The following is a 25,757-nucleotide window of genomic DNA, read 5'->3' as shown; positions in this document are numbered from 1 at the left end:
TTCATTTTACTGGAAACTGCACACTTCATCAATCCATTAGACGGATATTGCCTAAAAGAAGTTGCATGTAGGACGAACGATGAAAATCACTCTTCCCGAAATGGCCATAGATCGGTCGTGAATTTCTCAATAGCATCGAGATCGGGCGTAAATCCTATTCCCGGGGCGGTTGGTACCGTTATGTATCCATCTTCTACAACTACTTCGGGCTCGATGATATCCTTTTCCCAATATCGGGATGAGCCTGCCGTATCGCCAGGAAAAATGAAGTTTGGGAGGGATGTCAAGGCAATATTATGGGCGCGCCCGATTCCCGCCTCCAGCATGCCGCCGCACCAGACAGGAACACCTTTCTCCATGCAATAATCATGGATCCGCTTCGCTTCAGATAAACCTCCGACCCTCCCTATTTTAACGTTGATGACTTTCGTGCTTCCAAGCTCGATCGCTTTGCGTGCGTCTTCCAATGAATGGATGCTTTCATCAAGGCAAATCGGCGTTTTCAACTGTTTTTGCAAAATGGCGTGGTCGATAATGTCATCATGCGCGAGTGGCTGCTCGATCATGAGAAGGCTGAACTCATCCAATTGCTTTAACAAGTCAATATCGGCCAATGAATATGCCGAATTCGCGTCCGCCATAAGCGGGACTTCGGGAAAAACGTCTCGTAGCCTACGAAGAACGTCAATATCAGCGCCAGGCTTAACTTTCACTTTGATCCGCTTGTAGCCCTCATCCAAATAATGTTGAATTTTTTCGACCAGCTGATTGAAGTCCTTTTGTATCCCTATGCTAATGCCAACTTCGATTCGTTGACGTTGCCCGCCGAGCGCTTCGGCCAATGAAATCCTGTTTCGTTTCGCGTAAAGATCCCAGACGGCGCATTCAATGGCAGCTTTCGCCATATTATTGCCGCGGATGGGAGAAAACAAGCTCCCTACTTGATCGGGATGTTCGATTTTTTCGCCGAGCAACAAAGGGATGAGGAAATCACGGAGCATATGCAAGCTCGTTTCCACAGTTTCTTCCGTATACCACGGGGCATCAAAAGCAACCGATTCGCCCCAGCCTATGTTTCCCATCTCATCATGTACTTCCAGCAGCATAAAATGCTTATCCTGCATTGTCCCAAAACTTGTTGAAAAAGGTTCCTTCATTCTCATTTTCATCTTTCGGATCTTCACTTCTGTAATTTGCAAAATCATTCACCTTCCTTCAATGACTAAGAGACACCCTGCCACTGACAGGATGCCCCGATTCCTACTGAAATGAAGTTAAATGTCCACTGTCATCCGCCATCCGAACGGATCTTCTAGTCGACCGGTCTGGATGCCGGTCATCGTGTCATAGATCCTTTGCGATAAAGCACCGATTTCCCCATTGTTGATAGTGATATTCTTTTCATTCCAATATAGTTCCCCAATAGGAGAAATGACCGCTGCGGTGCCCGTCCCAAACGCTTCTTCTAGTATCCCGGACTGATGAGCCTCGTAAAGCTCCTCCATCGAAATCTTCCGTTCGGTAATCGGGATGTCCCAATGCTGGAGTAATTCAATAACAGATTTTCGTGTGATCCCCTCTAAAATGCTTCCATTAAGCTCAGGTGTGACAACTTCTCCGTTCAATTTGAAGAAGACGTTCATCGCACCGACTTCCTCAATGTATCGATGCTCTTTTCCATCGAGCCATAGCACTTGTGAATAGCCTTTCGCTTCCGCCATTTCCTGGGCTTTCATCGCGCCTGCATAATTTCCTGCCGTTTTCGCACTGCCTGTCCCACCCGTCACTGCACGGACAAATTCAGATTCGACGGCTATTTTGACAGGGTTGATGCCTTCCTTGTAATAGGCACCAACCGGTGAAAGAATGATCATGAAACGGTACGTTTTTGAAGGAGCCACCCCTAAATATGGCTGCGTTGCAAAAATGAATGGTCGAATGTAAAGGGACGTCCCTTCAATATTTGGAATCCAATCTTTATCGACTTGAATTAGCTTCCGAAGACCGGTAAGAGCGAGCTCTTCGTCAAATGCAGGGATGCAAAGCCTGTCATTTGAACGGTTTAATCTTTTCATATTCTCCTCAGGTCTAAAAAGAAGAACTTCATCATCATCCGTCACATAAGCTTTCAATCCTTCGAACACTGTTTGACCGTAGTGGAATACCATTGCCGCTGGATCAAGAAGTATCGGTTCATAAGGAACAATTTTCGGGCTATGCCAGCCTTGTTCTTCGGTATACTCCATCGTAAACATATGATCTGTAAAAACCGTGCCGAATGAAAGCTGATCGAACGCAGGCTTCGTTTTCGGATGTAAGGTCTTTTCAACACTAACTACTAAGTTCGACATCGTAAATCCCCCTTCGTATTATGTATTTTTTCATTATACACGAAACGGTCAAGACAGTATGGTAAAATGGAAGCAATGGAGGGATGACATTGACTGGAACTGAAAAAATGCTCGGAGATGAACGCCGGCAATTGATTTTAGAAACATTGCGGAAAGCCGACTCCCCATTGACAGGCAAAGAACTTGGTGAATTGACAAATGTCAGCCGCCAAGTAATTGTCGGAGATATCACTTTGTTAAAAGCAAAAAAAGAGCCCATTCTAGCAACAAGTCAAGGGTATATATATGTTCATGCATCCACGGGGCCTGAAAAAATTGAGAAAGTACTCGTCTGCCACCACACTTCAGAACAAACGGAAGAAGAACTAAACATCCTGGTTGATCACGGATTGACTGTCAAGGATGTCAAAATCGAGCACCCTGTCTATGGTGACTTAAGTGCGTCAATCATGGTCTCAAACCGTTTGGAAGTGAAGGAATTCATGCGGCGTATCCATGAAGCCAATGCAGTGTACTTATCAAAGCTTGCAGAAGGCGGCATCCATCTACATACCGTCATTGCAGACGAACAACATCAAATCGACAATGCAGAAATCGCATTGAGAAAAGCGGGTATCCTCGTCGAATGAAGAATATTTATTCGGAAGAAAATTTTATGTTACTTAAAAACTTCATACACAATCCTAACATCATCTTTTTCTGGATGATGTTTTTGTTTTTGATAAAAAGTGATGTGAAACGTTGGTATAAGCAGCACAGGTACTAGCAAAACAAATGGAATCATAGTCTTAAAAAGAAAACAAATTGAAGGAGTGTAAAGTTAGTTGAAAAAGGTAAAGGTTAACTTGCGCCCTGTTCTAAACAAGGTAAATTTACCTACTGTATTGAAAACAACTATACTTCCGGGTGACTCAATTGAAAGATTATTTATAGCCACTCAGGTAGGAGAGATTTTTTACATAGGAGACGGAGAAGTAAGAATGTTTTTAGATATTCGATCACGAATCATAAAGCTAGGTGGTTCGAGTGGTGGATATGATGAACGGGGATTGCTGGGTCTAGCGTTTCATCCCAATTTTTATTATAACGGCTTATTTTACCTTCACTATTCAGTAGCTGGAACACAAGGTCAAAGTCCAAGTCCTCTTCCTGAAGGTTTTAAACCTAATCCATGTGATTCTGGAACTTTAAACCTAAGATGGAATAATAGAGAAACTCAATATGACCATATTGATACTGTTGAAGAATGGGTTTACCAACAAAAAAGTCAACCTCAAAAACGACGGACACTGCTTAATATTAGAAGGCCATTTTTAAATCATAATGGCGTCAATAGCTTAAACTTTTCACCTGAAACAGGAAAACTTGTTTTAACAACCGGAGACGGTGGATCGGCCTATGATCCATTTAATCTAAGTCAGGATGATATGGAAATAGCCGGTAAAATAATTGAAATTGATGTAGGTAAGAACACATTTATCAATAATCCACCCGTAGTCACACGTTTTAACGAGCTCCCCGTACCTATTCAAGATACACTTACAGTAATTGCCAAGGGTGTCCGAAATATACCAGGCATTTCATATCAAAGATTTTATAATCTGTATATTAAATATGTAGGCAATGTCGGACAGGATTTGGTCGAGTCGATTTTTTCATTCGTTCATTATAAACCTATACCGGTTACTCAGCTTGTTCAAGCTTTCTTGTCGGAATCTGAACGGGACCAAAAAGGGCTTATTAACTTTGGGTGGCGGGGGTGGGAAGGTGCTTTTCCAACTTCGTTTATAGAGGGCTGCTCCGCAAATCCTGCTTTGGATAAGAAAACAATTGCTTATTACAATGAAGCAGTAGAAACTTCATCAAGACGTCTTCCGCCGTTAACTAGTTATTTCCATCAAGATCCCCGCCTCGATAAGTTTGGAGGAACTGCACTTACAGGAGTGCAAGCCTATATGGGGAATGGAATCCCCGATTTAATGGGAAGCGTTGTATTTACGGACATCGCGGATAAGGGATCTCCAACTCCGGGGAGAGGGGTGTTAGCTTATACTAGAGGAAGAATAGATGGTCAGTTAAATGATTATCGTGTTATTCAAACCGATTATAATTTCGAGTCACAATCAGCTCATTATGTTAGCTTAGGAACGAATCTGGATCAAACCAGACTCTATTTAGGGGTTTATGGCTCTATGAATGTAACCGATTTTAATAAAGGCACTGTTTTTGAAATTGTTCAGTGATTTAATATCGAATGAACAGAAAGGAGAGCGAACGGGCTTCTTTTTTGTTTTATACCATTTATTAAAAGCTGAACACCCGAAACAAGATTGACATTCTGTCAAGATGAAATAAGGTTCCCTATAATCTACTTGATTGACATAAGTTCAAAATATTTTACAACTCTCACACATATAGTATTGAAAAAGCAAAAAGGAGTTAGATTTTTGGAAATACCAGTTTCCGGATTCATGTATCATTCAGATGATTCTGATCCTATGCATTCGCATCAGCTTTTCATTACTCAATGGGATGGAAGACCCGTGCCTGCTCATGTACACGAATTTAGAGGTGTCACTTCTTTTGAAGATGGTCATTCGCACAGATATGCCGGAACTACTGAACCAGCCCCAAGTGGAGTACCTCACACTCATAGATACTTTACATTTACATCTATCGATGATCGACATCGACATGAGATTCATGGAGTTACTGGTCCGTCTATTACCTTTCCTAACGGCGGTCATTACCATGAGTTTAGTGGTTTTACTACAGTAAGTGGTGCTAATCCCCATAGACACGGTTATAGCGGACGAACAAGTTTAACATAGTGTTTTCTAACTCAAACCCTTTGGATCTCCAAAGGGTTTGCCTCTGTACTATTATCTTATTTGCCGTTTGCATCAAACCCGGTTTCCGCCTTTAATTGTTCCAAGAAAGAAATCATGAAGGCATGGCGCTCCTCAGCAAGGCGTTTTCCTTCCTCAGTCACCATTAAATTTTTCAATAAAAGCAGTTTCTCATAAAAATGGGTAACCGAGGCTGTATCCTTGGATCGGTATTCTTCCTCGGACATTTTCCCTCTTGCAATTTCATCCGTATCATATAATTTCCTCCCTCTCGCACCTCCGAATGCGAAAGTCCGTGCGATGCCGATTGCACCGATTGCGTCGAGCCGATCTGCATCCCTGACAATCGCACCTTCAATTGAAACAATCTCTTCTTCGTTTCCGCCATTAAATGAAACACTGTTGATCGTTTCCAAAACTTGAATTGCCAACTCATCCTCAACCCCGGCTGTATGAAGCAGCTCACGAGCCGATACATTGCTAACTGAATTATATTTCGGATCATCGATATCATGAAGGAGGACGGCTAGCCTAATTATTGAAAGATTTGCTTCCGGCAATGTCCTTGCAATATCCTCCGCGTTTTTCATTACACGCAAAATATGATTAAAATCATGGCTTGCGTCAAACTGCCGATAAATTTCAATGACTCTCTCTGTTACGTTCGCTACAATCGTTTCCATCTTCTCAACCTCTTTCATGTGATTATTTAAAACAATTCGACTGAAAATTTAGGCATGTCGTTGACGTATATTGTCGATTCATGTATAGTTAATGCAACCATGTTTAATAATGGGGAGACATTGAAATGCCGAGGGAGGAATAAACATGTACCAAGGTAAAGTAAAATGGTTCAGCAATGAAAAAGGATATGGTTTCATTGAAGCGGATAACGGTGAAGATGTGTTTGTCCACTATACTGGTATAATGTCAGATGGCTTCAAGACATTGGATGAAGGACAGACCGTATCATTCGAAATCGTAGAAGGTAACCGCGGACCCCAAGCGGCAAATGTCTTGACTATAACATGAATAATGAATGACTACACATGCAATATCCCGCCGAGAAAATCCTGGCGGGATATTATTTTGTTAATTTATTCATTTCATTTCCTAAAAATTGAAGTTGCTCCCCGATTGTGCAAGTTTTAATGCAAAACTGGTGCGCCCCTGTTTTCCCATTGTCCTTCACTTGTTGCCTTTTGACAAAACATCCTTCACAATACGTATCAAGCACTTCATTTATTTCATTCATGACTGTCAATTTATCCATAGCAACCTCCAAGTCAAGTCATTTATTCATTTTAATATGCTTTTCAGCCTGTTGCAACAAAGGAGAGATGGAAAATGCTCGAATTATACGTAGATGGCGCCAGTGCTGGAAATCCGGGCAAAAGCGGCATCGGAATATTCATCAAAGGAGAAGGCCAAATCGTCAAGCTCTCTGAACCAATCGAACCGACGAACAATCACACTGCAGAATTTCTTGCCCTTCTTCGCGGAATGGAAGAAGCCGCAAAATTGACGACCGGAATTGTATCAGCCCGCTCTGATTCGAAGGCTGTCGTCTTGGCTGTGGAAAAAGAGTTCGTGAAAAACGATGTACATAAGGAGTATTTACAGAAAATCTTATCGATTGCAAAGACGTTTGATTTTTTCTTCATTAAATGGATTCCGGACACTGAAAATCGAGCCGCAGATGCTCTCGCCCGGGAAGCGATCCATCGACAAGCAGATGTGGACGATGGAGGAAAAAGATAGAAGCGTTCGCGGATTGGCAAACGCTTCTATCTTACTTCACTTTCTTGAAGGTAACAGTATGTTGTACATCGTCGTACAGCACCCATTCCTTATCAGAGACAACAGCTCCCACATTCACAAGCGTTTTGTCCCCTTTCACATCATACGGTTGATTGAAAGCGATCTTCTCCTCACAATCGTTGCGAATCAACCCCGAACGATGGCTATGGCCGTAGAACGTCAAATTTTTTGACGTATCAGCTTCAATAAGTGACCAAGGTTCTCCGCCCCATTTCCATTGATGGCCATGGATTACTTCTGCAACGCCTAGTTCCATTGTTTCGGGCATTGCAGATAGTTTTTCGAGCAATGGATCATCCGTTCTCGTAATAAACAAAATTCGTTCTTCCTGGTTCCCTATCACGGAAGGGAAAGTTAGCAGCTCTTCAAAACCATCGGGTAGAAGCATTACTTCTTCAAGGCTTGTAAACGAGCGATCATTCACATAGCGCTTGCTAATGATACATTCGTACAAATCCCCGGTTCCTACTAAAATGGAATCAGGTGCCTGTTCGTTAATATGAGCAAGGACATCCTCCAAGTCCTTTTTGGAGGAGTGAACATCTCCTATAATCGCATATCTCATTTTTATTGCACCTCGATTACATTAGCCTTTTTCCACTTCAACAACTTCCCTTGAAATCCAGTCGCTATAACTGCCGACATAGAGCTTGACGTGTTCGTACCCGCTTTGCTTAAGCATTGCAAATAACAGAGCGGCCGTAACACCGCTCCCGCAATACACGATCACTTCATCGTCATCGTTGACAACTTGTGCCAGCTGATTTTTTACGTCTCCATTCAAATTGAAGGATCCATCTTTCTTCAATTGTTCCCAATCAAAATTCAACGCCCCCGGGATACGCCCCGCAATTGGATCGATGGGTTCAACTTCGCCGCGATATCGCTCTGCTGAACGAGCATCCAGCAGTACGTTGCCTGTATTCCCTTCGACTGTTTGTTCAACCAAGTCACGAGATGCGAAAATTGTTTCATTCCAAACAGGATTTACATTGGATTGTTCAGGTATATATTCATTTTTGGAAACAGCAACTCCAAAATTTTGAAGCTCCTCGAAACCTTCTTGGATGATGAACGAATTTTTGAATCCTCCGTATTGTAAAATCCACCACGCTCTTGCCGCAAAAGGGCTGCCGCCGTCATCATATACGAGAATCCGATTATCGAGCTCTAGACCGCTTTTCCGAAATAACGCCGTCAATTTCTCCTTGTCGGGCAATGGATGCCTTCCCGATTTCACTGTCATATCGGAAAGATCTTCCTCGAGATCCCAGTACAAAGCACCCTTAATATGCCCTTCTTCGAACTTTTTTCTCCCTGCCTTGTTGTCCTGCAACGAAAAACGGGCGTCGATCCATTTTACATCGTCCCCATTCACATCTTTGATCGACTTGAATACTTCACTCATTTCAACCCAGCTCCTGTCAGTTGGATTTTCTCATGAACCTTGCGCCATTCCTCTAATTGCTCCGTATCATGCAAGAGAAAACGCTCGGATTCAATCTGTTTGATGCTTTGGTTCAATAAATGGAGGCGCAGCCCTTCCGCTTCCGCTTCGACCCACTGCTCCGCCCAAATTTCAATACGTTCTTTTTCCTTGCCTAAATAAGTCGAGGCATCCTCTTTCAACCGTTCTTCCAGTCGGTTTTTCAAAACGAGACGTTCTCCTTTTTCGAAAAATGATTTCTGGTTTTTGAATAAACGATTCACATCTTTATAAATAGAAGGATTCTCAAAAGGTGCGACGAACGAAAGCATCTCGGCATCATCCGCTTCGTAAGGCGATGGCGCGATGGAACTGTCCTTTTCAGAAAGGAACCGCATTTCAGCACGCTCCCGCTCTATCAATAGTTTTTTCATGAAATTGAGCATTCGTAAATTGGTCACTTTCAATTCTTGTGTCAAGTCGAAGCCGACCATCTGCACTGTTTCAGTGAGCGCTAACGTCAATGCCCTTTCTGCGGAATGATTCGCAAACGTCGACGGACTATAACCTTCCTTGAAGAAGTCTCCAAAGCGGAGAAATACCCGTTGTAAAATATAATAAACTAATTCGTTTAATTCATTGCTTGCAGCTTTGCGGATCACTTCTGCAAAACTGTTTGCATAGCGAGCTCGAACTTCCTGTTCAAAACGGTCAAGCTCCAACATTCGCTCCGCTTTGCGTGACCTATTCACTTCCGCACGTTCAATCAAAATGGAAAGCCTATTAACCGTTTTAGCCGCCTCTTCCTCCAAGGCTTTAACGGCAAGCCCTTTCAAATCTTCTCTTAAGAAATGGCTGAAATGCTTTTCAAATGCTTTCATTGATTCATCTTCACGACCATCAAGTTTTGCTTCCAACGCTTGCAAGCTTGAAATCCCATGTACTCGTGGATGGCGAATACCGAATGTTGCCAGTTCCTGCTCAACGAATGAGAGAACCGCGTCTGCTTCTTCCGCATTATTGGCTAAATCGATTGCATTGACGATAAAGAACATTTTATCCAATTCGAAAGCGTCTTTTACGCGGCCGAGTTGGATCAAGAATTCACGATCAGCACGGGCAAAGGCGTGATTATAATATGTGATGAAAAGAATTGCATCAGCATTCCTTATATAGTCGAAAGCAACGTCTGTATGCCGCGCATTAATGGAGTCAGCTCCCGGCGTATCTACGAGAGTAATGCCTTGCCTCGTTAACGGACTGTCAATAAACAAATCGATGGAATCGACGAAACAGCTTCGCTCCTCCTCTGCCACGAATCGGGTAAATTCAGTTTGATCGACATTCATGACAGACCCTAATTTTTCTTTATAAACCGGGTAGCCCGCCTCAAACGCACGGATGAATGTTTTATGGATATGCAGGCTTTCGTCATCTAGTTCTTTATTGATGACTTCATTTACTCTGTCGAATGCCTCCTCCAATGTGGAAATCGGCATTCCGAGCGCTTCGAATGAAAATGCGACATCTTCGGTCATCTGACGAACAGTTTTCAAATGAACATCCGCCGTCCTATCCTTTTTGCCGTCTGAAATCGGTCTAATTCGGTTGATGGCAGCGGTTGTCGGATTAGGTGAAACCGGCAATACACGGTCGCCGATCAATGCGTTGGAAAAAGACGATTTCCCAGCGCTGAACGCTCCAAATAAAGCGACAGTGAATTCTTGGTCCGTAAGACGATCCGCTTTGTTTTTCAAATAATTGGCCGTCTCCAGAAAACCTGGGATATTCATGATGGCTTGCGAAATATGTAACGCCTGTTCGATTGTTTTATCTGCATCGATATGATTTGCTTGCACGTCATCGTCATTTGCCTGTTCTTGCTCAACAACTTCCGATACAGTCTCGTTTTCGATTGTTTCCGACCCGTCAAGTTCCACAGTTTCGATTTCTGACGATTTTCCCCATTGCCCGAGTAATGTTTCGCTTGACGATTTGAGCGATGCCGAAGGAGAGGTGATGCTTTCAATAAATTCGGTACGTTGTCGATCGATCTTATTCACTTGTGCAATAGCTGCCAACTTTTGCTCCAAATCTTTGATCGACTGAAGGAGCAGCTCCGTTTGTTCATTGCCCGCAGAAGCAGCGATTGTCGACATTTCTCGTTTCCAATCGTCTGTCCGTCTGCGGAAGACTTGGATGATAGCGGTTTTCATCTGTTCCGCCATATTTAAAACGGTATCTCCTGTGACGACATCCGAAACATTTAAATGTTCGTCAATTTCCTCAAACGGTACCGACATATCCATTCCGTCAATTTCAATGGATCGCTCATCGGTCATCAGTCCCGCATCTTTAAGCGTCTTTTTCATAAGTGCCTTTAAATGGACTTCAATCTGAGTATGTATGAGTTTTGACAAGTTGGAAGCCAATGAATTCTTTCGTTTGTCTTTTTCCTCTGCTGTCTTTTTTGCACTAAATAATAAACCAACCTTGAACCTCGGTGATTTCGACTCCAAATAGTCCTTCAATAACTCCCGTGTTTCAAAGGGGCTAATCGAAGCATTTCGCAATAAATCGTTTCGTTCCCGTTCGAAAGTCGCATAAAACTCATCTCCCGACAGAAGAGAAGCTCGTTTTTTCAGCTCTTCCAATTCAAGTGAAAGTTCTTCAGACTGGTTCCACTCTTCCTCCGAAACGATTTCGTCATATGCGGATTTGCATTCAGCTTTTTCGCTTTCCAGAAATGCCAAGTGTTCTTCCTTTAATTTCAGAAGCGATTGCTCAGCGTTTTCCAAAAAGTGATCTTTCCAATTCACAATCGAACCTTCAACTATGCCTTTTACCTTTTCAAAATCATTAAATGGAAGATCATTAGATTTTAAAGACGTATAAAAGATTCCTTTTGATTCTACTCCCCATAATTTAAAAGAATCTTCAACAGATCGCTGGAATTCCTCAAAAGGCAACTCATTCTCCCGATGCTTGTCAATTTGGTTAATAATCAAATAAACATTCGCATTATAACGCAATAATTCTTTCGTGAATTTGAAATTCAGTTCCGATTGGACGTGATTATAGTCCATCGTATAGAAAACGAAATCAGCTAGATGAAGGGCTGATTCAGTCGATAATCGGTGGGCATCATCCGTTGAATCGACTCCTGGCGTATCCATAACCGTTAACGCTTCCGGTAAGCTTGATGCCGGATGACCGATTTCGATAAGGGAAATTTCCGAGCCGTCTTTACTAAATGACTTGATTGCATCAAAGAAACGGTTACCTTTTAACTTGACGACTGAACCGTCCGTCCGGTGGATAATTGCATATTCTTCATCAGTTTTCTTCACTTTTACAATATTAGCGCTCGTTGGAATTGGACTGGAAGGCAAAAGGTCCTCGCCCGTCAATGCATTGATCATGGAAGATTTACCAGCTGAGAAATGGCCGGCAAAAGCGATGACAAACTCTTCATCCATTAGTTTTCGAGCTAACGACGTCGCTTTCTTAACACGTTCTTCATCGTGATTTTTATGAAATAAATGACCGTAAATAGCAGTGCGTTTCAGAATATCATTTTCAAACATTGCATTCGATCCTTCCTCTTATTCTGTATCTACTATACCATCTTCTTTTATCAAACGATTTATATTGAAAATTCGGAGTTTATGCATTAAGAATACACGTCAACCAAATAGTACCGGTAAAAAGTAAAAGCTGTCTTTAATCGAGTTTCCCCACTTAAAGACAGCTTATCATAGTTATTTTTTAACGAATGTCTGGACTTCCACAGGAAAAACCCCTGAAATGAGATCCTTCATTTCCTGCTCGAAACCTTCCAAAAGGATATGAACAGTCCCCGAATCTTCTGATGTCCGGATGAGACGCCCGGCACCTTGCCTTAATCGTAGGAGCATAAACGGCAATTCCACTTCCTCAAACGGATTTTCTGCATGCTTCCTACGCGCGTCGAATAGCGGATCGTGGGGTGGGAATGGCAGATCGTAAATGATGACCCGAGTTAGCGCGTCTTGAGGAATATCAAGCCCTTCCCATAAATGATACGAGCAAAGGACTGGAATTTCTTTCTGCTGGAAATCTCGAATGATCGATGACAGTTCACGTTCTCCCTCAAAAGCGATTCCTTTTCTCTGCTCTTCGTTTAATTCCGCCATAAATCTCTTCATCGACTGTTCCGATTTGAACAGCAACAATGTTTGTTGCGGATCCTCCAACAGTTCCAGAACAAATCCCGGTTTTCCTCCTTCATCCAAATCGGCCACGATGACTTCCATCTTTTCTTCATAATCGAAAGGCGATTCCACTGAAAACGAGAGAAAATCCTCGATGCCAAGACTATCCAATAAATACGAAAAATCTTGAGCGACCGATAGAGTTGCAGATGAAAAGACGATTGGAATATTGGAAGAAAATAGCTTCTCTTTCAATATATCAGTGACGAGGCGAGGCATAATAATGAGCGTCATGCCGTCTTCGGTATCTTCAAGCCAGTCGACTGCGTCATTTTCAGACACAAATAGTTCCATGGAATAAATATATTGTTCCAAATACTCCTCAACCATTTTTAACTCATATTCGGGAATGATATACAATTCACCTTCAAATACGAACTCTTCCAGTAAAGAGGTTGAGATGGATATTGCTTCTCTTCCAGCGGAAAGGATTTCCCCGTTTTTGCGGATCGCTTTTCGCTCATCCTCATTATCTTTCGTTGCTGTACGCAGAAGACGGAAGAAATGTTCATGGATATCTATTAAGCGCTCCATCAATTGCAACGTCTCTTCCCGGACACCGTCTACCATGATTCTTTCAAGTAAATTCAGCAACGTATTATTTTGGACTTCGTACGTGAGTGCACGCTGGGCAGAATATTCAAGGAGATGCCCTTCATCAAACACGATCATTGATACTTCAGGAAGAAGTGGCATTTGACCTTGACGCTTCCGCGATTCTTTCGTCCAAATATGTTCCATATAGAAATCATGTGAGCAAATGATCAAGTCAGCCGCTTCGCGATAATGATTCCGGTGAATCGTCTGCCCACATCGATTTCGTATATCACAAGCTGCACATTGTTGGACAGGATGGAAATTCATCATTTTCCATTGCTCATCGTTCAAATAAGGATAATCCGAACGTTCCCCATATGGGAAGATCGATTGTAGTGATGCATTGCCGTGGACAAAGTCTGGCAAGCCTCTCTGTACATTTTCCGCAAAGTCTTCTGTCGAGGCATCTACAGCTTCATCTAACCTTTTCAGACATAAATATTGATCCCTCGCTTTGGCGAGTCGGACGTCAATATCAATTTGGAGGGCATCGCTTATTTTGCGTATATCTCCTTCTTCTTTGACAAGCTGATCAATTAACGTTTCATCCGCACAAGAAATGAGGGCCGGTTTTCCCGTGTATCTCGCATAGGCAATCGCGGGCAATAGATATGCGATCGTCTTTCCTGTCCCGACACCAGCTTCCGCGAGAAGGACTTTCTTCTCTTTCAGCGCTTGTTCAATTTGAAATGCCATATAGATTTGTTCGTCTCTGCATTCGAATCCCTTTTCTGTTAAATCGTCATATAATGTATCGCCAATCCAGTCATTTAAGGATTCATAAAATGATTTTTCTTTTGTCAATGAAAATGGCATCTTTCTTTTCATTTGCGCTCCCCTTTCATTTTTGCACATGGAAACGGAAGAGGTAGAACCTCTTCCGTCTAGTTAGGTCTTATACACGTTGACCCCAATATTGATAAAAGTCCGTTCGAATAAATCCGTTAAACAATTTTCTTTTTTTTGTAGCTTTTCTTCCATACATTGTCTCAAAGTTTTCCAATGAAGAGAGCATGTAGACGGACCATGAAGGATACCTTTCCATTATATGGCCGATGACCCGGGCAAGTTCCTCAGCTTCTTCGATTTCTCCTAGACGTTCTCCATAAGGAGGATTGCCGACAAGAACACCGTTCAAACCTTCGACGGTCAAATTTCTAACATCCCGTTGCTCGAAATGGATCAAATCCATGAAGCCTGCTTCAACCGCATTTTGCTGGGCAACTTTGATCATCCGAGGGTCTACATCGAATCCTGTAATGTCAAGCGGTTGATCATAATTTGCAAGGTCTTCAGCCTCTTCCCTGATCCGGTCCCAGATGGACTGCTTCAACCATGGCCATTGCTCGCTGCTGAAATCACGGTTATAGCCGGGCGCTATTTGCTGGCCGATCATTGCGGCTTCAATTGCGATTGTACCTGACCCACAAAACGGATCGACAAACGGCCGATCAGGATTCCAACGTGTCAATTTGACGAGGGCAGCAGCCATTGTCTCCTTGAGCGGTGCTTCCCCCTGTCCGACTCGATAGCCACGCTTATGCAAGCCCGCACCGCTCGAATCGATCGTCAACGTTACTTTATCCTTTAATATGGATACTTCTAGTTTAAATAGAGGTCCTGTTTCGTCTAAAAATCCGATACGGCCATAAGCCGATTTTAGTCGTTCCACGATTGCTTTTTTCACAATGGCCTGGCAATCGGGAGTGCTGTATAAAGTAGATTTTACCGATTTTCCTGCGACTGGGAATTTTGCATCGACTGGCAAGTATTGTTCCCACGGAAGGGACTTCGTCTGTTCAAAAAGTTCATCGAATGTTGTGGCCGTGAATTCGCCGACGATGATACGGACTCGATCCGCAACCCGTAGCCACATATTTGTTTTGGCAATTGCTGTTTCGTCGCCTTCAAAGTAGATTTTTCCGTTGTCGGTTTTCGTCTCGAAGCCCAGTTCTTTCACTTCATCCGCAACGATTGATTCGAGCCCCATGGCGGATGTGGCGACTAATTTATAGTTCGTCATGTAGTTTCAACTCCAATTCTAGGATGGGATACCCGGATTTCCGCTACAGGCGGACGCTTTCCGCGGGCGAGCGCTGAGCCAATCGAACAGCGAAGGGTTCGATTTGCCTTAATTTCTGCGCTCTTTGCAGAAATTAAGGCAGCCTGCTCGCAGCCTGCTCGCAAACGCCGTTCTGCGTGACGGCTAGTTCAAGATGTGCTCGTAACGCTACGCTTTTACTCGCAAACGCCGTTCTTCGTGACGGCGTTCGCAGGAGTCGCCGCCTTTCGCTTCAATCCTAGACGTAATCCTTAATCTTTAACCCCTACAAGTTGCATACTTTTATGTAGTCTGTGTGATTATTATCAATTAATTTCCCCAACAATGAAGAAATGCTCTCCAAACGTGAAGGAGAGCATTGATTGTTATGTGTTGTAACCATCGTAAATTCGATAAGCCATGTTTTGTTCCCGTGTACTCAAACGGCTTGCGCCTCGTACTTAGGGTGGTAATCATCTATCTACAGACATTGTCTGTCCCTTCATCTGTTCAATTCCTTCAGAAGAGTGCCCCTACCATAATTTGGGTTTCTCGCTCGTGGGGTTTACCGCGTTCCATCTAATCCGTTTCCGGATTAGCTACGTCACTGTGGCACTTTTCAGGGGACCTCATCCATATGTGCGACGCACACTTAGGATTTATCCCCGCCGTCAATGCGCATTGCGCAAAGCCCCGGCTTATTTTTTCGCCGAGCACGAACACTACGGTCATCTCAGAACCGTGCGAGCATGGACTTTCCTCTACAACTTGACGTTGCAGCGATTACCTGAATTCACGCTATGGTCTTATTAGTATACTTCATTTTTCGACAAAAATCAATGATTTCTTTGAAGTAATCAACGGACCCACTTATTCGTGATCGTACAGTTTGCTGCCGAATACGTGCTTTTCCAAATTGGAAATCCGTTTCAACAAATCAAAGTTTGTTGTATTTGCATTCGTTGTAACTGGACGTTTGGCCGCAGAAGCGAGTTCATCCTTCAGCTTTTCATTTTCCATTCGCAATTCAGAAATTATTTTCTTAAACGCTTCGTAATCCTGAATGACCTGATCGAGAAAAAGATCTACGTCTTCTTGATTATACCCGCGTAAACCTGTTTTGAACTCTTTTTCAAGAATTGTTTTCGAATCAAGTTTTATTTCCATAAAATGACGCCCTTCCATCAATGTTTACATGTCGCAAGTATAGCATATTTTGTACAACCTTGTCTTACTATTTTGCCGGTAAAGCCGGATTTTGTCGGTTACTGCGCTTCCCCGGGAAATAGCTTCTTTTGCAATCTTATTTCCCTATGAGTGAATTCATTTCCCATTCGGGCTTTGAAACGGTTTGTCACATCTGTTTCGTGCTTCAAATACCGAATCGCCTCTTTTGTATAATGAAGAGCTTTTTTCGGCTCCTTCATTTTATGTTCGAACAGCTTCGCTAATTCCTCAAAGGCAATGATTCTTTCTCTTCCTTTCAAACCGGCAGCGGCAATTGTAAATGATTCAATTGCTTCTGTATACCGTCCTTCCTTCTTCAAAAGGAATCCGATATGAAAATGTGCCCTCGGCTCCTCAGTCCCGTATTCTGCAATGACATCCATGAGGACATCTTTACTGCGGCTAAAAGATTTCAAATCCGTATACCATTTCCCAATATTCGTTTGCGCATTCGCGGATGAAAACGCATCACCTTGCAATAGAAGGTCCGTTGAACGAATATAAAGAGTGACAAGGGAAAGAATATCCCATTCATTATGAAGTAGGACTTTCATGAGCAATTCAGCTCGACCGTTTTTTACAGCGTCCTGATAAATAATTGGCGCCATGTGGCCGGGAATATCACCTTCACGGTAAAAACCGAGCTGCTCTTCCTCGACTGCAGTCAATTTGAATGTATCCATTTCATTTTTCCAAATTCTTTTCGATCCATGTAGCAGATCGATTTCCGTATGCTTCAGCAACTTAGGTAAGGAATCCTTGTTCATAGTCCATCTCGTTTGTACTTGTGGCATATCGAAACTCTTTCCATTATACATGACAATCGACATCGGTGTTTTCCATAGTTTTGAAGCATACAAGAATGCGGCTTCGTGATCCGGTCCAGGCAATACATATTGCGTCAATGTAAATGCATCTTCCGTATATTCAATAAAGCCCATAAGAAAGATGAGTGTGCCGGTGCCTTTTAGTCCAGTTGTCTCTGTATCAAAAAAAACGAGTGGCTGTTTAAAGTCCGGGGCGAGGGGATGTATTTCCTGAGACTCGCGCCATCTTTCCACTGTATCCAATAACCCGGAAAGTGTGTACTTCCCATGTTGATGGTGCGGTTCATAGACGACTGTCCGCTTATAGACGACGCCGTATTCATTTTCCTCTTTTGTTAATCCCGCAGCGAGCCATTTTTTTTCATAAGGCGGGGGTGGTGGCGTTTGACGTTTCGGTGAATCATTAGCTTTTTTTTCGGCTTCAGGAGCTTTCTTTTTCAATAGCTTCTTCATAGCCATCATTTTAGCTTCATATGACATCGGTTTTCCCCCCAACAAGAGCTTGCAGAAGGGTTATGACATCCTGTTTCATCCGGATTCCTTCTTCCTGCGCGCCTATACAGACGGGACATCCGTTTTCACAATGGCAACCGCGTACATGTTCGGCAGCCTTTCGTAGTAATTCATCCCAACGACTAAAAATCTTCTCACTTAAGCCAATGCCTCCAGGATAACTGTCATATATGAACAGTGTTGGTTTTCCTGTATGAATCGCCTTCACTTGTGGGACGACATGGATATCCGACCGATCACATCGCACAAATAACGGAATGAATGATTGAATTGCATATGCAGCGCCTGTCAGCGCATCCGTCAAATCGGATTCCTTCCACCCGACCGGTGTGTCGAACGAATACCAAGTCGATGAAGTATGCAGCTCCTCTGCGGGCAGCGAAATTGGACCGGATCCGATATTGTCGTGCGTATCGAAACGGATCTTCTTGAAAATAGTAGGAATCGCCAACACTGCAATATCTCCGTAAGCGACAGAAGCATCCCCTACATGCTTGAAATCATCTTCACTAATCACTTTCAATTCAACCGCTAAATTAGCATCGGTATAATAATCTACGTCTACTTCTGTCACGTACGCCTTTTTTTCTTCCCAATCTAGCATCTCGACTTGATATTGCTTCCCTTGATGGATATAGATCGCCTCTTCGTGCAACAACGTCATGGCACTATATCGATCCATCTCACCGATTACGACTGTCCCTTTCGGAATCGTTTTGTCGATAATGACGACATTTTCCTGTGAAGCGGAGCGTAAACTGATTTCGCTTGCGGGGAATCTGTCCGTCATCCAATGCCACTTATCGGACGTTTTGACAAGTACGCCCTCGCTCTCCAAAAAGGCAAGCAGTTCCTGTACTTCGAACTCCCCATATGTTTCCGTCATCGTAAAGGGCAATTCAAATGATGCACATTTCAAATGATCCATCAGGATAAGCATATTATCTGGATGAATACGAGCTTCTTCAGGTGTTTGTCCCAACAAGTATTCAGGATGTTCGATAATGTATTGGTCGAGCGCCATCGATTGTGCAACGTAAATGATTAAAGCGTCATCCTGTCTTCTTCCTGCTCTGCCAGCCTGTTGATACGCGCTAGCGATATTTCCAGGGTAACCGGTCATAATACAAGCTTGTAATTGGCCGATATCAATTCCTAGCTCTAGTGCGTTCGTGCTGACGACCGTTCTAATTTCACCGTCCCGCAACCTTTTTTCGATTTTTCGTCTTTCGGATGGTAAATAGCCGCCACGATAGCCCATGATCGTCTCGTCAAACAGTTTTTTCTTCGTCAATTCCTTCATATACGTAACTAGCATCTCGACGCGCACTCTGCTTTTTGCAAAGATGATCGTTTGGATGCCCTCCCGGTATAAGAATGAAGCGATATCCCGCACTTCAAGAATTGCGCTGCGCCGGATGCCAAACGTCTTATGGACGACCGGTGGATTATAGAAAATAAAATGCTTAACTCCTGAAGGAGCACCGTTATTGGAGATGAGACGCATTGGAGTATTTGTCAACGTCTCGGCAAGCTCTTTCGGATTTGCAATTGTTGCGGATGTACAGATGAAAGTCGGGTCGCATCCATAATAATTGCAAATGCGCTTCAATCTTCTCAAAACATGTGCAACATGGCTTCCGAAAACTCCTTTATACGTATGCAATTCGTCTACGATGATATACTTCAAATTTTCGAATAAGGATACCCATTTCGTATGATGTGGCAAGATGCCGGAATGCAGCATATCGGGGTTGGTCAAAACGATATGCCCTGATTTCCGCACTTTCGTACGCAGTCCAGGGGCTGTATCACCATCATATGTGTAGCTTAGAATTGTTTCACCGCTCGCTTCTATTAATTCATGTAAATCTGCCAACTGATCTTGTGCGAGTGCTTTCGTTGGAAACAGATAAAGTGCACGTGATGAATCATCCTCTAAAATACTTTGCAAGACAGGCAAGTGATAGCATAGTGATTTCCCGGAAGCAGTAGGCGTTACAGCTGTTATTGAATTTCCTGTTGTCGCAAAATCGAATGCTTCTCGCTGATGACTGTATAAGCGTTCAATACCTTTTTCCGCTAACGCCTTCACAATGGAAGGATGAAGTTGTTCCGGAAACGGGGCATATACGGCAGATTTCCCTTCAATCTTTTCATAGTGACGTATATTGGGAGATAGTTCAGAGTCGGATAAAATACGATCAACAGTTTCCCGAACGCTTGTCTTTATCATCAATGCTCCCCTCCTTCACTTCGCAATTCATCTAAAACTGTTCTCAATGTGTATGTCGCGGAATTGATGGAAAGGACAAAACGTTTCTTCCCTGTCTTCGCGTAAAAAGATTGTACAATGAATTGTTTCATCGAATCGTTTAACAATTCAATTTGATGAAGATGGATATACTTCGGCTTTTCATTCTGAATCCACATTCTAATTTCCTCGGTCCAGTCGTCAAGCAATCTATGGTTTGTATCTGCATATGGTTTCACTTCTGAAAAAAAATCGGGCTCCCGATCCAATTCACGCATGGCTGGCAGTCTATTCAAGCACTCTTCACATACAGAAAGGAGCTGTTCCGTTTTCTCTATTAAGGTTAACAAGCGATCTCTTCCTCTCCGAAGTCTTTCCTATAGTCTATCAAATACTGCACGTGGACACCAAGTCCTAACGAACGTGCATTCCTTGGCACATGTTACCTATCAATTTTTATGGAACTTTTACAGCGATAATCCGTCCAATCATTATGGTATGATAGGAATTGCGAGGTGGTAGGCATGACAATTCGATACCCAAACGGAAAAAAATACGTTCCGGCACAACGCTCAACGCGAGTGAATAAAAAAAACCTTTCATTTAGCAACCGTGGGAAAACATTAGAGGATGAACTAAATGAAACAAATGAATATTATTTGGCCAACAATAAAGCAGTCATCCATAAAAAGCCGGTCCCTATCCAAATCGTACATGTGAAATATCCTGCCAGAAGCGCAGCTGTTATAACCGAAGCATACTTCAGATCACCTTCCACTACCGACTATAATGGAGTCTGGAATGGAAGATACATTGATTTTGAAGCGAAGGAAACAAAGAATACGACCTCATTCCCGTTACAAAACATCCATGAGCATCAGGTCGAGCATATGAAAAGAGTGACTGAGCAAGCGGGGATTGCTTTTCTATTAGTCAAATTCACAGTTCTTGACCGCTATTTTATAGTTCCCTATGAGTATTTCGAAAAAAAGTGGGAAAGAATGATAGCAGGCGGAAGGAAATCTATTACACTCTCTGAAATGGAAGAGATATCCATAGAAATTCATGCAGGTTTCAATCCACGGCTTGATTATTTAGCTGCTTTGGATTCACATTGGAAGAAACCTTACTAACGATTGAAAGGCAGGTAAACATATGAGTGATCAAACTAAATCCCGTGCAGCACGTCGCCAACAAATGGAGACGGAGAGAAAGCGCGGAAAAAATAAAAAGAAGAAGACTGGTGGCAATATCATCAAAAAAATTATCCTTGCCACCATTGCATTAGGCGTTGCGGTATTGATTGGCGGAGCTGGGCTTTTTGCTTTCTATGCAAGTAGTGCACCCGATTTAGATGAAAGCCTTTTGAAAGATCCGCTTACGTCTAATTTTGTCGATCGTAATGGAAATGTATTTATGAAATTTGGTGCGGAAAAACGAGAGTTCGTCCCTTACGAGGAGATACCACAGCTAATGAAAGACGCCGTACTTGCAACCGAGGACGTCCGTTTCTATAAACACCACGGTATGGATTTCTGGCGTTTGGGCGGTGCTGTCTTAGCAAACTTCCGTAGTGGATTCGGCTCACAAGGAGCTTCCACCCTCACACAGCAAGTCATAAAGAACTCCTTTCTTTCGAATGAAAAGACGTTGAAGAGAAAAGCTCAAGAAGCATGGCTTGCGTTCAAGCTGGAACAGGAATATGAAAAAGATGAGATTTTTGAGATGTATTTCAATAAAATCCTCATGTCAGGAAACATTTATGGAATTGGAACAGCTGCAAAAGATTTCTATGGTAAAGAACTCGATGAACTCGAGTTGCATGAAATGGCGTTGTTGGCTGGAATGCCCCAATCCCCGAACAGATACAATCCGTTTAAAAACCCTGAGCGGGCTGAACAACGTCGGAATACCGTGCTTAGTCTTATGTACAAACATGATAAAATAACTAAGGAACAGATGGAAAAGGCCAAAGCCATTCCTGTGACAGAAACATTACTTCCTGAGGAAAGACGTCAAGAAAATAAGAACACAAAATATCAAGCTTATGTCGATATCGTGCTGGATGAATTGGAAGAGGCTGGTATGATGGACGTCCTTTCAGAAGGAGTGACCATTCAAACAGCACTTGACCCTGCAGCCCAGCAATCGGTTGAAAAAGCGATTAATTCTCCGATTTATGAATCAGATGAAATGCAGGCTGGTATGACTGTCCTTGATACGAAAACAGGTGAAATCGTTGCGATCGGTGGTGGACGGAATTACACTGGGCGTAATTTGAACTTCGCTTCCGGTGATAACCCTAGACAACCAGGTTCGGTTATAAAACCAATTTTGTCATACGGTCCGATTATCGAACATGAAAGCTGGTCAACTGCACATGTTGTTGTCGATGAACCTTATAAGTACAAAGGCACCGATATTTCGATTCGTAACGTTGACGGGAAATACCTTGGACCGATTACGGCAAGGGAAGCTTTGTACCGTTCGAGAAATATTCCAGCCATCAAAGTATTCGAGGAGGTTGGAACGAAACGGGCCCGTGAATTTGCAGGAAAGCTTGGGCTGAAATATGGAGATATGACTTCCACGCTTGCTATCGGCGGAGGGGAATATCAATTCTCTACAATTGAAATGGCAGGCGCCTTTGCTCCGTTCGGCAATGGCGGCATTTATACGAAACCTCATGCCGTCAAGAAAATCATTTTCCGTGATGGAAAAACCGAGCGTAGCTTGGCACCAGATCCTGTAACTGTCATGAAGGATTCCACCGCCTATATGGTGACTGATATTTTACGTGATGTCATCTCTTATGGAACCGGGAAAACGGCGGGCGTATCCGGACTGGATATGGCCGGTAAGACAGGTACAACAAACTATGATGCAAAAACGATGAACGAAAGAGGAATGAAAAATACCGATGTACCGGATAGCTGGTTCACCGGTTATACGACAGAATATACAATTTCCGTTTGGGGCGGCTATAAAGACTTTAAAACCCCGATTACAACATATGATCGCGGCCGATATGTGCCACAAATCCTCTTCAGGAATGTCATGACCGATCTGGTTGCAGGAAAGACTACTCCACGGTTTAAGCAACCGAGCTCTGTTGAAGAGGCGGTCATCGTGAAGGGCTCAAACCCTCCGATTCTCGCGAGCAATTCAACACCTGATGCGCTGAAGAGCACAGAACTATTTGTTAGAGGAACTGTGCCAACAGAAATGGATGAAGAGTATATTACTGAACTGGAAGCGCCAAGCGGATTATCTGCTCAATATGACGAAGCGACGAACTCAGTCTCATTGAATTGGTCATACGACAATCCTGATGAGTATCTTCTTCCTGAGCCAGTACAGTTCAATGTTTCCGTCGCAGTAGACGGCAGCGAGCCACAGAGCATGACGACGACTTCCGAGCATGCTGTTACATTCTCCGGAGTAGAAATCGGTCGCACTTACGTCTTCTATGTTACAGCGATTTCAGGAGAAATCCAAAGCAGTCCTGCCTCCACTTCCCTGCTCATTGAAGATCAGAATGAAGATGACTCTTGGATGGATGACGGAAGTGAAAATAATAGTGACGGCGATGATCAAAACAATAACGGGAATAACAATGGAAACTGGAACAATGGAAATAACGGCAACAACGGAAACAGCGGTAATAATGGAAACAACGGGAATAATGGTGGAAACAACGGAAGAGATGAATCTACTGATGACGGTTCCGACAATCCAGGTGATGAAACAACCGACCCTGGTACCGGTGGAAATGACGGTGCTGACAGCGGTACCGATGACGGAAGCAATAGCTAATCAAAAAAGCCTGAAGGGATAGGAATAATCCCTTCAGGCTTTTTATTTTTTCATTGCCAATCGGCTCACCGCTTTTTTCATTGCTTCCGTATATAAAGCATCCAATTGAACGTACGCATAATGCCCGGCTATCTTGCCGCGAATGAATTCAAGCCGCTCTTTTCCATTCAAAGGTTCAATTGAAAATCTCGAACTGGATGAATCGGAAGGATTGACAAGTAAAAATAATTCAAGCATCATCAAGTAATTTTCTATAGCCGTTTCCATCATGATCGAAACGGCAGGGTCTTTACGCTTATAAGCTCCCTCAATCTCCTCTTTCAAGTCTAACCAGTTGTTCCAGAAAGAATAAAGCATTTCTTTTCTATCCATGTTCGGATTACGCAATGCCTTTCATCCGCTTCTTACCTTCCCTGCACAACGGTAGCAGTGGACATTCAGGGCAAGCAGGATTTTGGGCTTTGCAATGATATCGTCCAAAGAAAATGATTTGATGGTGTGTGTCCGTCCATTTTTCCATAGGCGTCCATCTCATGATTTTTTCTTCGACCATGAGAGGTGTGTCTTTCCATCGATTCATGCCGAGCCGTTTCGCAACACGCTCAACATGCGTGTCAACGGCCATTGCTGGGATACCGAATGCGTTGGAAACGACGACATTTGCCGTTTTCCTGCCGACACCAGGAAAAGTAGTGAGCGTATCCCGGTCGGCTGGTACCTCACCGTCAAATTTTTCAATTAGAAGAGCGCTCAATGCTTGAATGTTTTTTGCCTTATTTCGATATAAGCCAATTGAACGAATATCATTTTGTAGCTCCTCGATATCTACTGCCAAATAGTCTTCGGGTTTTTTATATTTTTTGAATAAATCCGCGGTCACTCGGTTCACAAGTACATCTGTACATTGAGCGGAGAGTAATGTGGCGACAAGCAGCTCAAAAGCGTTGTCGTGCACCAATTCACAATGAGCATCTGGAAACATCCTGCCGAATTCTTCGAGACAGATTTCCCATTGTTTCTTCGTCAACATAGACTATCACCTATTCCCGTTCTTCCAGCCAATTATAAAAAGGAACCTTTTTAACGACGGATTCCTGATTTTGAGCTGGACGCATTATTGCTGTCCTAAATGATTTAGATTGCTTCTCAACATCATTCAACGTTTTCACTCTTTTTTTCTTCCATTCAAACAAAATACGGTCAATATAGCGTAAACTTAGTTTTTGCGCAAGAACAGCCTCTTTCAATGCAGCCCTAATAATTTGGACAGCATGTCCATCTTCATCCAACCACATTGTAATCGTTTCACATTCCATTGGAGATAATAGACGGCCGAACTCTTGTTCAAACAATGTGAAGATTTCTCCTTCTTCATCTTTTTCCTTCTGCTCTTCCTTTACGTTCTTTTCAGCTAAAACGATGTTTACAAGCCGATTCCATAAAGGCAGCATCGAAAATTGTTCGTACAGTACCCCGTTTTCATCCTGACTCTGCTGGATCTCCAATAAGCCTCGTTGCATGAGACGTTGGAGAATTTCTGACACTTGGTTCTCAGATAGATGCATACGTGCTGCTAGATCAGAAGGTGTTGGAAATTGTGAGCCTTCCGTCTGGAATGCAAACATATGGAGTAGAAGCATTGCATCGACATCTTTTATATCTAAAGCTTTATAGTGCTGAAAAAAAAGCTGGGAAATGGTGACATTTCCCTGCTTAATCCAAATTTGGAGCCGTTCTTCATCATGCATGCCGAACACCTCACTATTTATAAGAATTCATGTG

23 protein-coding genes and 1 other RNA gene are annotated in these 25,757 nt (G+C 43.0%); 7 read left to right on the top strand and 17 right to left on the bottom strand.

Annotation, left to right across the window (positions count from 1 at the left end; translation table 11 throughout):
• Positions 1 to 86 precede the first annotated feature (86 nt).
• Together menC and MHZ92_RS02995 are read right to left on the bottom strand one after the other, a co-directional pair.
• The gene (gene menC / locus MHZ92_RS03000) at positions 87 to 1,199 is read right to left on the bottom strand and encodes an o-succinylbenzoate synthase (RefSeq protein WP_239430078.1); all 1,113 of its coding nucleotides are present in this window, start codon (positions 1,197 to 1,199) and stop codon (positions 87 to 89) included.
• Positions 1,200 to 1,274: 75 nt separating this feature from the next.
• Entirely contained in the window at positions 1,275 to 2,351 is a 1,077-nt protein-coding gene (locus MHZ92_RS02995; protein WP_239430033.1) for a branched-chain amino acid aminotransferase, read from the bottom strand.
• Positions 2,352 to 2,440: 89 nt separating this feature from the next.
• On the opposite strand from MHZ92_RS02995, the gene MHZ92_RS02990 reads away from it, so the two are divergent.
• The 3 genes from MHZ92_RS02990 (at position 2,441) to MHZ92_RS02980 (ending at position 5,182) form a co-directional block, all read left to right on the top strand.
• Positions 2,441 to 2,980 (top strand): transcription repressor NadR, encoded by a 540-nt coding sequence (locus MHZ92_RS02990; RefSeq protein WP_239430032.1) that lies wholly within the window; start codon positions 2,441 to 2,443, stop codon positions 2,978 to 2,980.
• A gap of 195 nt (positions 2,981 to 3,175) precedes the next feature.
• A complete protein-coding gene (locus tag MHZ92_RS02985) occupies positions 3,176 to 4,594 on the top strand; it encodes a PQQ-dependent sugar dehydrogenase (RefSeq protein WP_239430031.1) in 1,419 nt (472 codons plus the stop codon).
• Positions 4,595 to 4,798: 204 nt separating this feature from the next.
• Entirely contained in the window at positions 4,799 to 5,182 is a 384-nt protein-coding gene (locus MHZ92_RS02980; protein ID WP_239430030.1) for a YmaF family protein, read from the top strand.
• 56 nt (positions 5,183 to 5,238) lie between these two features.
• Here MHZ92_RS02980 and MHZ92_RS02975 read toward each other — a convergent pair whose 3' ends face one another.
• Positions 5,239 to 5,883 carry an HD domain-containing protein gene (locus MHZ92_RS02975; RefSeq protein ID WP_239430029.1) on the bottom strand — a complete coding sequence of 215 codons (645 nt, stop codon included), beginning with the start codon at positions 5,881 to 5,883 and terminating at the stop codon, positions 5,239 to 5,241.
• 145 nt (positions 5,884 to 6,028) lie between these two features.
• Between MHZ92_RS02975 and MHZ92_RS02970 the strand changes: the two genes are divergently transcribed.
• Entirely contained in the window at positions 6,029 to 6,232 is a 204-nt protein-coding gene (locus MHZ92_RS02970) for a cold-shock protein (RefSeq protein ID WP_239430028.1), read from the top strand.
• A gap of 52 nt (positions 6,233 to 6,284) precedes the next feature.
• Here MHZ92_RS02970 and MHZ92_RS02965 read toward each other — a convergent pair whose 3' ends face one another.
• Entirely contained in the window at positions 6,285 to 6,473 is a 189-nt protein-coding gene (locus tag MHZ92_RS02965; protein ID WP_239430027.1) for a zinc-finger domain-containing protein, read from the bottom strand.
• A gap of 74 nt (positions 6,474 to 6,547) precedes the next feature.
• On the opposite strand from MHZ92_RS02965, the gene MHZ92_RS02960 reads away from it, so the two are divergent.
• The gene (locus tag MHZ92_RS02960; protein ID WP_239430026.1) at positions 6,548 to 6,961 is read left to right on the top strand and encodes a ribonuclease HI family protein; all 414 of its coding nucleotides are present in this window, start codon (positions 6,548 to 6,550) and stop codon (positions 6,959 to 6,961) included.
• A gap of 31 nt (positions 6,962 to 6,992) precedes the next feature.
• Here MHZ92_RS02960 and MHZ92_RS02955 read toward each other — a convergent pair whose 3' ends face one another.
• The 10 genes from MHZ92_RS02955 to MHZ92_RS02910 form a co-directional block, all read right to left on the bottom strand.
• On the bottom strand, positions 6,993 to 7,586 hold the full coding sequence (locus MHZ92_RS02955) for a metallophosphoesterase family protein (protein ID WP_239430025.1): 594 nt from the start codon (positions 7,584 to 7,586) through the stop codon (positions 6,993 to 6,995).
• Positions 7,587 to 7,607: 21 nt separating this feature from the next.
• Positions 7,608 to 8,429 carry a sulfurtransferase gene (locus MHZ92_RS02950; protein WP_239430024.1) on the bottom strand — a complete coding sequence of 274 codons (822 nt, stop codon included), beginning with the start codon at positions 8,427 to 8,429 and terminating at the stop codon, positions 7,608 to 7,610.
• On the bottom strand, positions 8,426 to 12,034 hold the full coding sequence (locus tag MHZ92_RS02945; RefSeq protein ID WP_239430023.1) for a dynamin family protein: 3,609 nt from the start codon (positions 12,032 to 12,034) through the stop codon (positions 8,426 to 8,428). The genes MHZ92_RS02950 and MHZ92_RS02945 overlap by 4 nt, the downstream gene beginning before the upstream one ends.
• A 174-nt stretch (positions 12,035 to 12,208) precedes the next feature.
• Positions 12,209 to 14,125 (bottom strand): ATP-dependent DNA helicase, encoded by a 1,917-nt coding sequence (locus tag MHZ92_RS02940; RefSeq protein ID WP_239430022.1) that lies wholly within the window; start codon positions 14,123 to 14,125, stop codon positions 12,209 to 12,211.
• Positions 14,126 to 14,192: 67 nt separating this feature from the next.
• On the bottom strand, positions 14,193 to 15,320 hold the full coding sequence (locus MHZ92_RS02935; protein WP_239430021.1) for a THUMP domain-containing class I SAM-dependent RNA methyltransferase: 1,128 nt from the start codon (positions 15,318 to 15,320) through the stop codon (positions 14,193 to 14,195).
• Between the two features lie 427 nt (positions 15,321 to 15,747).
• Positions 15,748 to 16,133: RNase P RNA component class B (gene rnpB, locus MHZ92_RS02930), an RNA gene on the bottom strand.
• 75 nt (positions 16,134 to 16,208) lie between these two features.
• A complete protein-coding gene (gene gpsB, locus MHZ92_RS02925; protein ID WP_239430020.1) occupies positions 16,209 to 16,505 on the bottom strand; it encodes a cell division regulator GpsB in 297 nt (98 codons plus the stop codon).
• A 98-nt stretch (positions 16,506 to 16,603) separates the two neighbouring features.
• Entirely contained in the window at positions 16,604 to 17,872 is a 1,269-nt protein-coding gene (locus MHZ92_RS02920) for a ribonuclease H-like domain-containing protein (RefSeq protein ID WP_239430019.1), read from the bottom strand.
• Positions 17,862 to 20,141, bottom strand: a complete 2,280-nt coding sequence (locus MHZ92_RS02915; protein WP_239430018.1) for a DEAD/DEAH box helicase — start codon at positions 20,139 to 20,141, stop codon at positions 17,862 to 17,864. Before MHZ92_RS02915 ends, MHZ92_RS02920 begins: the two co-directional genes overlap by 11 nt.
• Positions 20,141 to 20,509 (bottom strand): YppE family protein, encoded by a 369-nt coding sequence (locus tag MHZ92_RS02910; protein WP_239430017.1) that lies wholly within the window; start codon positions 20,507 to 20,509, stop codon positions 20,141 to 20,143. Before MHZ92_RS02910 ends, MHZ92_RS02915 begins: the two co-directional genes overlap by 1 nt.
• A gap of 174 nt (positions 20,510 to 20,683) precedes the next feature.
• Here MHZ92_RS02910 and recU point away from each other — a divergent pair, with 174 nt between their 5' ends.
• Positions 20,684 to 21,292: a Holliday junction resolvase RecU gene (gene recU, locus MHZ92_RS02905; protein WP_239430016.1), complete on the top strand. Its 609-nt coding sequence runs from the start codon at positions 20,684 to 20,686 to the stop codon at positions 21,290 to 21,292.
• 22 nt (positions 21,293 to 21,314) lie between these two features.
• Positions 21,315 to 23,975 carry a PBP1A family penicillin-binding protein gene (locus MHZ92_RS02900; RefSeq protein WP_239430015.1) on the top strand — a complete coding sequence of 887 codons (2,661 nt, stop codon included), beginning with the start codon at positions 21,315 to 21,317 and terminating at the stop codon, positions 23,973 to 23,975.
• A gap of 42 nt (positions 23,976 to 24,017) precedes the next feature.
• Here the strand turns inward: MHZ92_RS02900 and MHZ92_RS02895 are convergent, their stop codons facing one another.
• From MHZ92_RS02895 to MHZ92_RS02885, 3 genes are read right to left on the bottom strand one after another with little or no spacing between them, the layout of a single operon-like run.
• Positions 24,018 to 24,347 (bottom strand): YpoC family protein, encoded by a 330-nt coding sequence (locus MHZ92_RS02895; protein ID WP_239430014.1) that lies wholly within the window; start codon positions 24,345 to 24,347, stop codon positions 24,018 to 24,020.
• Between the two features lie 7 nt (positions 24,348 to 24,354).
• Entirely contained in the window at positions 24,355 to 25,005 is a 651-nt protein-coding gene (nth, locus tag MHZ92_RS02890; RefSeq protein WP_239430013.1) for an endonuclease III, read from the bottom strand.
• 10 nt (positions 25,006 to 25,015) lie between these two features.
• Complete coding sequence (locus MHZ92_RS02885; RefSeq protein WP_239430012.1) at positions 25,016 to 25,723, bottom strand: DnaD domain-containing protein; 708 nt, start codon at positions 25,721 to 25,723, stop codon at positions 25,016 to 25,018.
• Positions 25,724 to 25,757: the final 34 nt, after the last annotated feature.

Source organism: Sporosarcina sp. ACRSL, from assembly GCF_022346605.1.
Lineage (GTDB): Bacteria > Bacillota > Bacilli > Bacillales_A > Planococcaceae > Sporosarcina.
This window is presented reverse-complemented; position numbering and strand designations above follow the sequence as displayed.